Annotated in this window: 18 protein-coding genes and 1 riboswitch; of the genes, 2 read left to right on the top strand and 16 right to left on the bottom strand. The window is 40.3% G+C overall.

The features are described 5' to 3' along the window. Nucleotides 1-63 precede the first annotated feature (63 nt). Nucleotides 64-465, bottom strand: a complete 402-nt coding sequence (locus tag SLU01_RS17425) for an SRPBCC family protein (protein WP_147060727.1) — start codon at nt 463-465, stop codon at nt 64-66. Further along, nucleotides 462-791, bottom strand: coding sequence for an ArsR/SmtB family transcription factor (locus SLU01_RS17420; protein WP_147060724.1), 330 nt, complete (start codon nt 789-791; stop codon nt 462-464). The genes SLU01_RS17425 and SLU01_RS17420 overlap by 4 nt, the downstream gene beginning before the upstream one ends. A gap of 352 nt (nt 792-1,143) precedes the next feature. Further along, a riboswitch (guanidine-I (ykkC/yxkD leader) is annotated at nt 1,144-1,240 on the top strand. A gap of 64 nt (nt 1,241-1,304) precedes the next feature. On the opposite strand from SLU01_RS17420, the gene SLU01_RS17415 reads away from it, so the two are divergent. Both SLU01_RS17415 and SLU01_RS17410 read left to right on the top strand, forming a co-directional pair. Beyond that, the gene (locus tag SLU01_RS17415; RefSeq protein ID WP_147060722.1) at nt 1,305-1,646 is read left to right on the top strand and encodes a DMT family transporter; all 342 of its coding nucleotides are present in this window, start codon (nt 1,305-1,307) and stop codon (nt 1,644-1,646) included. Then, nucleotides 1,646-1,960, top strand: coding sequence for a DMT family transporter (locus SLU01_RS17410; protein WP_147060720.1), 315 nt, complete (start codon nt 1,646-1,648; stop codon nt 1,958-1,960). Before SLU01_RS17415 ends, SLU01_RS17410 begins: the two co-directional genes overlap by 1 nt. A 159-nt stretch (nt 1,961-2,119) precedes the next feature. On the opposite strand, the gene SLU01_RS17405 is transcribed toward SLU01_RS17410, so the two are convergent. The 14 genes from SLU01_RS17405 to SLU01_RS17340 form a co-directional block, all read right to left on the bottom strand. Continuing rightward, entirely contained in the window at nt 2,120-2,566 is a 447-nt protein-coding gene (locus tag SLU01_RS17405; protein WP_147060718.1) for an ASCH domain-containing protein, read from the bottom strand. A gap of 33 nt (nt 2,567-2,599) precedes the next feature. Continuing rightward, the gene (locus tag SLU01_RS17400; RefSeq protein WP_147060716.1) at nt 2,600-3,076 is read right to left on the bottom strand and encodes an NUDIX hydrolase; all 477 of its coding nucleotides are present in this window, start codon (nt 3,074-3,076) and stop codon (nt 2,600-2,602) included. An 18-nt stretch (nt 3,077-3,094) separates the two neighbouring features. Further along, nucleotides 3,095-4,225, bottom strand: a complete 1,131-nt coding sequence (dnaN, locus tag SLU01_RS17395) for a DNA polymerase III subunit beta (protein WP_147060714.1) — start codon at nt 4,223-4,225, stop codon at nt 3,095-3,097. Next, nucleotides 4,222-4,815, bottom strand: a complete 594-nt coding sequence (locus SLU01_RS17390) for a nucleotidyltransferase family protein (RefSeq protein ID WP_147060712.1) — start codon at nt 4,813-4,815, stop codon at nt 4,222-4,224. The genes dnaN and SLU01_RS17390 overlap by 4 nt, the downstream gene beginning before the upstream one ends. Then, nucleotides 4,812-5,705 (bottom strand): GNAT family N-acetyltransferase, encoded by an 894-nt coding sequence (locus SLU01_RS17385; RefSeq protein ID WP_147060710.1) that lies wholly within the window; start codon nt 5,703-5,705, stop codon nt 4,812-4,814. Before SLU01_RS17385 ends, SLU01_RS17390 begins: the two co-directional genes overlap by 4 nt. 10 nt (nt 5,706-5,715) lie before the next feature. Continuing rightward, nucleotides 5,716-6,594 (bottom strand): hypothetical protein, encoded by an 879-nt coding sequence (locus tag SLU01_RS17380; RefSeq protein WP_147060708.1) that lies wholly within the window; start codon nt 6,592-6,594, stop codon nt 5,716-5,718. Further along, complete coding sequence (locus SLU01_RS17375) at nt 6,581-6,877, bottom strand: DUF2087 domain-containing protein (RefSeq protein ID WP_147060706.1); 297 nt, start codon at nt 6,875-6,877, stop codon at nt 6,581-6,583. Before SLU01_RS17375 ends, SLU01_RS17380 begins: the two co-directional genes overlap by 14 nt. 28 nt (nt 6,878-6,905) lie before the next feature. Then, entirely contained in the window at nt 6,906-7,385 is a 480-nt protein-coding gene (locus SLU01_RS17370; protein WP_147060704.1) for a tetratricopeptide repeat protein, read from the bottom strand. Then, entirely contained in the window at nt 7,382-7,996 is a 615-nt protein-coding gene (locus SLU01_RS17365) for a ribonuclease FAU-1 family protein (protein WP_246111036.1), read from the bottom strand. The genes SLU01_RS17370 and SLU01_RS17365 overlap by 4 nt, the downstream gene beginning before the upstream one ends. Further along, on the bottom strand, nt 7,947-8,489 hold the full coding sequence (locus SLU01_RS17360) for a Rossmann-fold NAD(P)-binding domain-containing protein (RefSeq protein ID WP_147060700.1): 543 nt from the start codon (nt 8,487-8,489) through the stop codon (nt 7,947-7,949). Before SLU01_RS17360 ends, SLU01_RS17365 begins: the two co-directional genes overlap by 50 nt. Then, nucleotides 8,486-9,043, bottom strand: coding sequence for an NUDIX hydrolase (locus SLU01_RS17355; RefSeq protein WP_246111035.1), 558 nt, complete (start codon nt 9,041-9,043; stop codon nt 8,486-8,488). The genes SLU01_RS17360 and SLU01_RS17355 overlap by 4 nt, the downstream gene beginning before the upstream one ends. Nucleotides 9,044-9,057: 14 nt before the next feature. After that, on the bottom strand, nt 9,058-9,816 hold the full coding sequence (locus tag SLU01_RS17350) for an alpha/beta fold hydrolase (protein WP_147060697.1): 759 nt from the start codon (nt 9,814-9,816) through the stop codon (nt 9,058-9,060). A gap of 9 nt (nt 9,817-9,825) precedes the next feature. Beyond that, nucleotides 9,826-10,284: a GNAT family N-acetyltransferase gene (locus SLU01_RS17345; RefSeq protein ID WP_147060695.1), complete on the bottom strand. Its 459-nt coding sequence runs from the start codon at nt 10,282-10,284 to the stop codon at nt 9,826-9,828. Nucleotides 10,285-10,586: 302 nt separating this feature from the next. Continuing rightward, nucleotides 10,587-11,234, bottom strand: coding sequence for an SIMPL domain-containing protein (locus SLU01_RS17340; RefSeq protein ID WP_147060693.1), 648 nt, complete (start codon nt 11,232-11,234; stop codon nt 10,587-10,589). Nucleotides 11,235-11,300 lie beyond the last annotated feature (66 nt).

The following is an 11,300-nucleotide window of genomic DNA, read 5'->3' as shown; positions in this document are numbered from 1 at the left end:
TTAAAAATGGCGCTTTCCTTGTTTTGGAAAGCGCCCTATAATCAAATGGTTCAGAAGGATTTTTTACTGTTCCTCTAATACTTTTGTAAGTTCCTCCGACATATTTGTCCAGCCATATTGTGCACCTTTTAACCCGTCTTCAGTATGGATGCCGGTTTGGTCAAGGTGAAGATTTGTGTTTCCATCTGGCGTTTCTGTTAACGTCCACGTGACGACATGCTCTTCATGACCCGTCCCCCATGTATAGGAAATCTTATTCGGCTCGTCCACTTCTAAAACTTCACCCTTTACGATTCCATCCCACCATTCACTTGGCTCTGCGCGGAAAGTAAATTTGTATCCAACGACAGGTTTAAAGTCGTTCTTCCAAATCCACTTTTCAAGCATATTCGAATCTGTTAATGCATGCCACACCTTGTCGATTGATTTGTTGTATTGAAAATCCATTGTTAATGATAAATTCATTCTTCTTCCTCCTCTAATAGTTGGTTTAGGCGAGACAGTCGTGCCCTCCAGAATTTGTTGTAGAATGCCACCCAATCTTGGATTTCTTTAAGTGGGCTGGCGTTCAATTTAAACCGTGTTTCCCTTCCAACTTTTCTACTCGTCACGAGTCCCGCCTCTTTTAAGATTGCCAAATGTTTTGAAACTGCAGTACGTCCTATTTCGAAATGGATAGTTAGTTCATTAAGAGGTGATTCTTCCACGTCGGCCAGCAATTGAAGTAATTTCCTCCGAGTTGGATCCGCAACCGCTTCATATACATCTCTAGTAGGTTTTTTCTCGTTCAAGATCACTCTCCCCCTGATCTTTCGAAGCGACACTCAAGGGTGTCCTATTTGAATTTAATAATACGACACCTTTAAGTGTCGTGTCAAGTATGCCCTTAAGGAGTTTTTTTAATCTGAAGTTATTAAAAGTCTAAAAAGAGTAGTCCCAAAGTCACAAAACGACGATATATATCGGGAAATGACCGATAACTTCCGGGAAATGATCGATATATGTCAGCAAATGATCGATAAATCTCGGGAAATGACCGAAAACCTTCAGGAAATGATCGATAACTTTTTTTGATTTCCGTTTCGATATACAGCCCTTGACTTATTCATGAATTTACGTATAATCTAAAGCAATTGTATAAGTACAAATGTTTTCTAGGGTTCCGCAACCGATTGTTGGCCTGGTCCGAGAGAAAACTCACAGTTCAGCTGTGTCACGGAAGGATAAAAGCCTGGGAGAAACTGTTTATCAGTTGTCTCTCAGGCTTTTTTTGTTTTTTTATTACTTTTGGAGGTGTCTAGTAAATGAATAAAGAATGGATCAAAGTAGTCATTGCAGCTTTCTTCGAAGTCTTTTGGGTGATCGGTCTAAAACACGCATATGACTTCTGGGCTTGGACAGGTACGGCTATCGCAATTTTTGTCAGCTTCTATCTTATGATCATGGCAGGACGGAAGCTCCCCGTCGGAACGGTATACGCCGTTTTTGTCGGTCTCGGTACAGCAGGAACTGTCTTTTCCGAAATACTAATTTTCGGGGAGCCATTTAAAGTAGAAAAAGTACTATTGATCGTAGTTTTATTAGCAGGTGTCGTTGGCTTGAAACTAGTTACAGCGGACAATGTTCGGGAAGGGGCTGAATCATAATGGCATGGATTTCATTAATCTTGGCAGGCTTATGTGAAATGTTTGGCGTTGTCATGATCAATAAATTGCATAAAGATCAAAATTGGCAATCCTTGGCTTTATTGTTTGCAGGGTTTGGAGCAAGTTTTATCTTTCTAGCCTATTCGATGAAAACACTGCCGATGGGTACAGCATACGCAATCTGGACAGGAATTGGGGCATCTGGCGGAGCGGTTTTAGGGATGATCTTTTTCGGGGAATCAAAAGACTGGAAACGAGTTGTATTTATAGGAATGGTGTTAGGAGCAGCCATTGGTCTGAAACTTGTTTCATGAAAACAATTACGAATAAAGAAGAGCCTAATTTCTCTATTTCAAGGGAAATCAGGCTTTTATTAATATGCATTGTGGGAATCTTTTTCCCTGTAATTTCATCCAAGTGAATTACTATCGAAACTCAACCGCCTCTTATGGATCTATTCTTGAAGACAAAGTTTAGACCTGGAGTTTCACATCAACCAACTCAAATCGTTCACAGACAAGCAGTACATCTTCGGTGAACTCTAATCCAACTTTGCCTAGCTCACGCTTAAAGTAGCGCTCATGAATCTCCTTCCAATTCCGGTACGATCCATCACCCTCCGCCAAAGCAAACTCTTCCGTCACTTCATTCATCGGTATGACGGATACATCCACCGTTTTAATAATTGCAACTGGCTCTTCTAAGCTATTTAGGATTATACTGTACTCGTCAATTACCGGTACCGGTTCATTTTCCAGTTCATATAATTTAAGCGCTGAACAAGTCGCCGTCTTCCTTCCGTCGATGACTGCCTGAGCTAGTTCATCTACCGCTTCGCCAAACATCCATGCACTGACTAGTGCAGGATGTTCCTCTTCTCCCCAAAATTGCTCCCAATAATCCTTTGCTAATTGATTCATTAGTTGAACTCCTTATCTGTTATTTCCAGAAGACTAGTTAACCGCACTCAAAAATGAATAATGCTTCAATAGAAATTCATCCAATATTTCCTTATGGCTTTTAACGATATTCTCTGGCAACTCATCAGGATGAAAGTATGTAAATGTAATCGATTCAGCCTGATCGACTACTAATTCCCCTATTGCACCTTCTGCATAATAGGCCGTTGTTACAACATAAAACTCATCACCATTTGCCGCTCTTATGAAATGTTCGTGACCGGAATAAACATTGATCAATGTCAGTTCATCTACTCGCAGCCGAGTCTCCTCAAAAAGTTCACGCCTTGCCACTTCTTCCGTAGATTCTCCTAATTCCATCAACCCTCCTGGAATTCCCCAAGCACCTTCCGGGAACTTCCGTTGCTGTAACAATAACCTGCCCTGTTCATCAACAACGACTATAACCGAACCGACGAATATCAACGGCCGATGTCCAACTACCTTTCGCAAGTCTTCAATATAGCCCATTTCCAAGCCCTCCCTGAATTAAGTTCGAAGTGGTGAAATCAATTGCATGTAAGAAACGTCACTTTCTGGCCTAATGACTGCTGGTTTCATCACTCCACAAAAACTGATTGTCACCTCTTCTTGCTGTATCCCTTTTAATGCTTCAAGAAAAAACCGGCCATCGAAGGTCATATCAATAGCGGGCAAACCCTCAACCTTGCTTATTCTTTGTCTTTCTTCGATCGTTCCGACTCCTGCCGAGTTTGTTGTTATTTTTAAAATGCTATTGTCAATCATCGTCAACTGCACATTGTTATGCTTCCATTCCTCGGAGAAAACGCAAGCCCGGTCAATCCCTGCTATTAATTCCTTCGTGTTCATCGTAATCCTCGTAACAAAGTCTGTGGGAATTAATGTCTGGGTGTTAGGATACTTCCCTTCAATTAACACAGAATACAAAATCGTGTTCTCTGCGGAAAACACAATCATATTATCCGCTATCGAAATATGTACTGTAGCAGAGCCAGATCCCTTCAAATGTACGAGTTCTGCCAAGCTTTTACTTGGAACAACCACTGAATGAGCCTCTTCAAGGAAAGTGATTTTTAACTCTCTACACGATAAGCGATGCGAGTCAGTTGCGGTGCAAATAAGTTTGTTCTTTATAAACTCCATTTTCAAGCCAGTAAGTATCGGTTTTGCTTCACTTTTAGAAACTGCAAAAATAGTTTGTTTGATCACTTCTGTTAATGAAGCAAAGTCAACTTCAACTGAATGTATTATTTTAATTTCAGGCAGTTTTGGATAATCGACTGCACGTAAGCCATTCATTCTCGTCACAATATTACCCGACTTAATAAGCACCTTTTGCATATCGTCCGATGATATTTCAATTTCGTCCGGCAGTTTTTTCAAGAGGGTCACAAAATGCCTTGACAATACAACTACATTTCCCACTTCCTGCACCTCAACTACCGTCTCCCCATTTATGTGCAAAGGGATTCTCTTTTCAATGAATAAATCTGAGTTGCCACCAGTAAGAATTAAACTGTCCTTGTTTGCTTCAATTTTAATTCCAGAAAGGATCGGGAGCAGACTTTTAGTCGAGCATATTTTATGCAATTCCGAAACTATCGCTGTAAATAATGAATTCTTTATCGTAAATTTCATGGAGTATTCTCCTCGTTTTGCTTTTCCATTTGTACTATTTCAACCTTATGCCATATTGAATTCCAATTTTTCTTGCCAACTCGTTGATGATAATAACCAATGCGCTCTTCTTCTTCACTAAAGTATGGTGTTGGCCTTATGTTGAAGTTGACGACATCTTCAATTCCGTGTGGGGCAGTCAATATCACATTTCCTTGTTCATCCAGTTTCACGCCCAATGCTGTAGCTGTTTCTGGAAATTTGGCAATTGCTTCAGTGGATGATGAGTAAGGAATATCATTGTTCACGCTATGCATTCTTGCTTGATTTTTTACAGACCATGGAATAGCACGCTGAAGCAGCTTTAATCTATTTTCATAGCGTTTTTCTATTTCCTCTTCCACATTTGATTCATCAAAATAAATCACATCAATATCCGGCAAAGGTGTTCTTTCATTAAATTCATGGAGTACATCCCAGATTTTCGATCGCACGAATCCAGCGCACACCCACCAATCTGGTAAATTCAAAGACTGTGCACTTCGTAAAATATCCATCATCCACTCGTCTTCAGAAATCAAGCGGATAATATCCTCCTCTTTATAAATCATAATGCGACTGCCTTTTTGTCGATCTTTACATGAACCAATTCATGCTTCACTTTAAATCCAGCCGATTGATAAAGTCTTATTGCCTTCTCATTTTCGTTATCAACGCATAAAGAGACTTCTTCAATTTCCTCGTATGTAAACAATCGATCCAACGCAAAAGTCAGCAGTTTTTTGCCAATACCCTGTCGATGGAATTGATTCGAAACTGCAATGTATTCGATAGAGCCTTCGCCATGCTGAGGTTCAGCTTCAATGTAGACATAGCCTGTCAATTGTTCGTCACTAGTCGTAATGAACAACTGATTTTGTTCACTTAATCGACTAAGAATCGTTTGCGCGCTATAATAAGTGGAGGGAAAAGCTTGTCCGTGTAATTCTGCAAATCCTTCTGCATAGGCAGAATTGTAATCGACAACTCCTTCATCAATGACTTTTTTCGACTCACTTTTCCTGGCGATTAAAACTGTATGTTCCCCCTTTGCTTCTCCCTTCAGCGAAACGGCAAATTCTTTAGCATATATGTTTTCAAGGTTGAGGAAAAAATTATACTGATCGACTTGGGATGAGGTATGTGCAGTTACTTTCTCCCACAGCCCATTAACAAGATCAGTTTGTTTAAACGCCTCACTCACGAAGGGGCCCCATACTTCCGCACTCCTGTCTTCCAAATCGATATCTAGACCGATGGCGCCTATGATTTCTTCTTTCTCATAAGCAACCATAAAGGAATTCGCCAAATCTATGTCCGAAAAATCGCTTGTGAGTGTATCGTATATTTCATCTTTAGCTTCTCCGCAATAGCCGATATGATAGCTCGTCTCTGTATTCATTTTCGCAAGGTAAGCGGCCAAATCTTTCGTATTTCTTGGTGATTCTATTATGATTTTCATTCTTTTTACCTCATTTCATATATGCATATAATGTTTCTGCCACTTCAGACTCTACGGAGTCACAAATATGAAGCGAATATGGACAAGTGGAGTCCACTTCTTTTTCAATGAATGAAATTCTGTTCTTTGCGGCGTCTTCTAGTTGTTTATGAATCAATTTATCCAAGTCATTAATTCTTGAAATTTCATCAACACCTATCCATCCCAACTCCCAAACTTTCTCATCGTACTTATACATAAGACTGAAGCCCGTAACTTGCATGCCGTTTACAATGACATAGCTATGTTCTTCCATCAATCCATCCATTGCTGCTCGTCTCCAACTCTCAATCGGCAAGTTTGCAACAGGGTTGTCAGTGTGTGTTTCTGTATATGTCTTTTTACATAACTGAACAAAACTGTGCATTATTGCTTCGTTCGTACATATCTCTCTGACTGATAAAATTTGTTCATCTTGCCCTATTTCACCTTTGGGCAGAATTGGATTGATATGTATAATCTCTGTCTTTCTAATCATTCTGAAGTGATTTCGAGTTAATAGCTCTTTAACTTGATAAAATCTGTTATCTAGCAGGAAAAACAATGGTTGATCATATATGTCCATTAGCTCAGTAATCATGGATTGAAGAGCTAATTCATCGATCCTATCCAGATTATAAGCAAGACTGATATATATACAATTTGGATGCCAAGTAGATTTATGGGTGGAAGCTACAACAAGTATTTCTTCGTCTTTTTGTACTGAATAAATACCTTTATGGAATTTGGCGGAAATGCTACTGTCCATCTGCTCCTTCAAATCTCTATTCTCACAAAACACTTTATTAATAAATGTGTTTATTTTATTCACTTCACCTTGATTACTTTTATCTAGTTTACTTATTTCCAATCCAATACTCCTTCCCATCATCGCTCCGATTCATGAAGCCATAATCGATGAAAAAACGTCGAATGGTCGCAAAATCAGGATGGATTTCTTTAAGAATCTCGTTTATCTCTCTTTCCAAATACACTTTTCCAACTTCAAACCGCGTAATTATTTCTTGGGCAATGATGTATTTTCTTTTGTCTTTGCTTGGAAACGTATCTAGCGGTCCATTTAATCCTTTTCTAAAATAGCTTTTCAACACTTTTTCTCGTTCTATATCTGTAACTTGAAATCTTTCTTCCATTTCTTTCATTCCTTTGTGTAAACTTTTATTACCATGTTTTATCTAGCTTATCCGCATAGAATCCAAGTGCTCTATTATAAGATAGAATGTCGTGATCATTTGAAGTCTTAACAAGCAAAGTAAGGACAATTTCCATTGCTTGTGAATGCTCGCCTAAGTTATATAATGTCATAGCATAGAACGTTTTCAATGCATTGTTTTCCGGAAAACGGTCTAGCCCACTTTCAAAGACAGCCTTTGACTTTTTATAGCTGCCCAATGTTCGATATGTACTTCCGAGTCCAATAGTTGCACCTAAGGAATCCTCATCGTTCAGCCCCAATCGAAGTGCTTTTTCATAGTAAGGAACGGCTTCCGCTTCCTTTCCCAAAACGTCAAAACTCCATGCACATTGATAATTGATTTCAGCACTTTTCGGATCATCTTTTGCCATCGCCGTCAGCATTTCATTCGATTCAGTGAGCTTCCCCTCACTTCGCAGCTCGATCGCTTTTAATAGATTACTCATGATTGTTCACCCTTTAGGATTAATAAATGCTCTTTTGTAAGCCCAAGAAGCTCGAATCTGTTTTGGGCTGCCAATGTTTTAATGCGGTCAAACTCTGCCCAAGCAAGCGCAAACTCATCGTCTGATATTAGTTGGCTATTGAGCGCTTCCTCTAATTCGTCAATATCCTTCTCTATTATTTCCCCGCTAGGCAGAATGATCAGATCCAAAAACAAATCATCCATCCATGGTCCATTCGTTAGACAATAGCCATTCTCTCTGCAAATATCGATATACCATTGGACAATTTGGCCGGTTGAATCAAACACTGTTGTCACGGAAAATTGCTCTCCATCAGGAAAATGCTGCAGCCAGCTGTATCCCTTATTTGCGATGCACACTCCTCGTCCTTTATATGTCATAAAAAGAGGGGCAGCTACATTATCCATTTCAAGCAGCGTCACGTATCCAGTGAATTGTGTTGTGGAAATATATTGTTCTGCATATCTCCTATCCACAATCCGCTTCCAATCATATCGACTGCCGTATTTGCGCTTTAGCATTGTTGCTTCACTCTCCGTTCTACCTCGGTCTTGCGCTATAGGGAATGAGTTGGCCGACGATTCTTTCATCCCCCTTACTCTTGATTTGCTGGATGACGCCATTTGAAATCTCATCATTTGTTAGCCATCTGGAAGTTTCTCCTTCCAATACAAAGCCTAAGAACACTTTTTCATACGTGCAATTAGCAGGAATCACGATCTCCTCATCTTCAAAATACCGACGACTTCCTTTTACATGAACGAGGCGGAATGAATTTGCTCGATCATTCATTTCACAAATCCGCTCAAGTGCTTGATAATTAGGAGTCCAGCTTACGATTAATTTAAACGGTCCTTGTTCAGCAATCGCTTTCTCAATTTCTGTGAAAAGCTCTTCTGAATGATAGTCAACTTGGATTAAAAAAATCGAACCGGGAGGACTCTCTGATTTTAATCGATCAAATTTTGCAGGTGTCCGTCCGATTATAGAAACGGAATATCCTTCCTTTGCTAAGAAGATCGATACTCCTGCGAGCATGCCAGTGCCTCCGATAACGAGGACGTGGTCACATTTATTTTTCAATCTTCATCTCTTCCATTTCTAATGAAATCTATTGCCAAATGATATGCACTCACTGTAAATAACTGTGTGATCTCCTTGTTTCGTATCATTTCTCCCATGCCAGCAAAAGGGAAATGTTTTACTTCCAGAACCTCGGTTTCATCCAGTTCTTGCACATGTGTAAGTTTTGCATCAAACATTAAAAAGGTTATGACATTGTTCGTCTGTGTGGCGGGATTGACCATGAACTCGCCCAAAGGAATCAGCGCTTGTTCCGAAACATATCCAGTCTCTTCGCGGATCTCACGTCGAATTGCCTCCTCATACGTTTCTCCTTCCTCCACTTTTCCTGCTGGTACTTCAAGATAAAAATCATTGCCAGGATGGCGATATTGCTCTACAAGAACAATTTCTTCGTCCTCCGTCAATACGATTGCGTTCACCCAATCCGCATATTCATTCACATAATAATTTTCAATCACTGTGCCATCAGGCATTTCACAAGTATCGTTCCTCAAATTTCCGAACGGCGATTTAAATGTATATTCGCTGTTCAATACTCTCCATTTCCCCAACTATTTTCCCTCCACTACAACTTATGTACTTTTTGATGTAGAATCCAATCCTCCAATACGTGATTGAATAGTTCTGCTTTGGCTACTGGAAATCCGTGTCCAATATTAGGGACGAAAAAGGATTCATAATGTTCATTCTCCTCGGCTATTTTCTGTGCGGAGTTCTTGACAAGACTTTTTTCTTTTTCACCTGCAGTCACTAAGATTCGGGTAGTACTTTTAGATAATTTCTCAGGAAGTGAATATGCCATATTTTCCTTTAGAACGCCAATAAGAATGGATGGCTTCATTTTCAAGCTATCCTCATAGTATTTCGTGAAATACTTTCCATCCATATAAAGCTGTTTCGCTTGGGCTTTGGCGAACGTTTTGTTTTTGATGAGTGGAAATGTCATCTTTATTGTCGGGGCAATGAAAGGGAGCATGTACTTCATCGGAATGACAACCGCGCTGTTGATCATCGCGGAACGAATGAGGGTTGGCGCAAGGCTTATAATCTCTAAACAGATTTGAGCCCCTATGGAAAACCCTATTATATGTACTTCCTTTTCATCTTTCTTCTGCTGAATCAATTCAATGATCTCCAACGCATTTCCCCGAATGGTAAAAGATGTTTCATCGCATCTGCGCCCATGCCCTTGAAGGGTCGGTATGAGACAATGATAGTCCTTAAAATACTCTGCCTGCTGATCCCACATCCAACCGCCCACACCGCCCCCATGGAGAAAAACGAGGAGCGGTGCTTCCCTATTGCCGAATTCAATTACGTGCATGTCTGGTGCTCACTCCTTGTCGTCAAACCTCATAATATGTGTCGTTTCAGAAGCGGAATCATCAAATTCAAACCCGCATGCCCGATAAAAAGCATCTGCTTTTGCGGATTCTGTCCGAACGGTTATTTCTTTAAAATGATCTTTCGCATAATCAATAATCGACTGTGTCAGCATCGTCCCAACTCCTTGGCGACGAACTTTGTCCAAGACGTAAAATCTTTGGAGACGGGCAACATCTCTGTCTTGCGTAAGCGATGATTCGTTAATGCCACCAATGGCGACTACTTCAGCGTCTTTAGTTACTACACAAAAGAGTCCTTCACCTGGTTTCGAAAATGTATTCGTTCCATCTTCAAATTCAGTAACCAAGCGAGTGACAAAACGATAGCCTTCCCTCTCACTTTCCTGTACTAGTTGCTCAATATCCAATACATGCAAGTCATTAACGCGCTCAACGAAGTATTCCATCTTCTCTCCTCCTAAATTTCGACTGTCCTATTACTTTCCACAAAGACAGCTAAAAAACCTGCCAGTTCCTAATATTCCACCGTTTAAATAGAGCTTCTTGGAAAATTTACAGATTCGAAGACGCGGAACAGTTAGCTTTGAATGAGGGAAAGCATTCCTATAAGCGTGGGACAGAAGCCTATGAGCGTGGATATTCAACTATGATCGCCACCTCCTGGGATATGCCCCACTCTCTATAAACGTTGAACAAAAAACCGTCCAGATAGTCAGGCTTTTGACTTTCTGGACGGTTTTCACTGGTGTCAATATTCATATTGAACTCTCATAGTAGATGTAATGCTAATTTGTCCTCCCTCAATCGGAGTCCCACTATTTGACATGGCCACAGCTTTAAATGCAGTCGGCTGACCTCCATTCTCGATTTCCATAACCTTGATAGGCTGTGGATACATTTGCAGATGCAGTGTATTGGCAACTGTACGGGCTTTCATCTCTGCATTTTGCAAAGCTTTGGCAATGGCTTCTTGTTTATGTAGTTCAATATTCTCAACGGAAAATTGTACATTTGAAACTCGATTTGCTCCATTCGACACAGCAGTATCAATAACATTCCCAACTTGTTGGATATCCGTTATCGTAACCGCGATCGCATTCGTCACTTCATAACCCCTGAATATCTGTTCCCCGTTAATATAATCATAACTTGGCACAACAGAGTAAAATACCGTTTGAATATTTACTTTCGGAATACCTAACTGATACAAAGACTGGATTACTTGATTCATGAGCGTTGTATTTTGTTGCTGCGCTTCATGCAGTTCTTTGCTTAATGTATTGATTTCCAATTGAATCGTTGCGATGTCCGGCTCTGCCGAAACTTCACCGTGTCCCACCACTGTAATCAGCCGGGAAGGTTTCTCGACTTGTTGGCGGATATATGGATAATACAAATTGTCACCCCCGTTTAGTTAAGGATATGCGGAACTCAGGCGGAAAAATCGAGTAGGAGGGAGTGA

The organism is Sporosarcina luteola, from assembly GCF_007991495.1.
Taxonomy (GTDB): Bacteria; Bacillota; Bacilli; order Bacillales_A; family Planococcaceae; genus Sporosarcina; species Sporosarcina luteola.
This window is presented reverse-complemented; position numbering and strand designations above follow the sequence as displayed.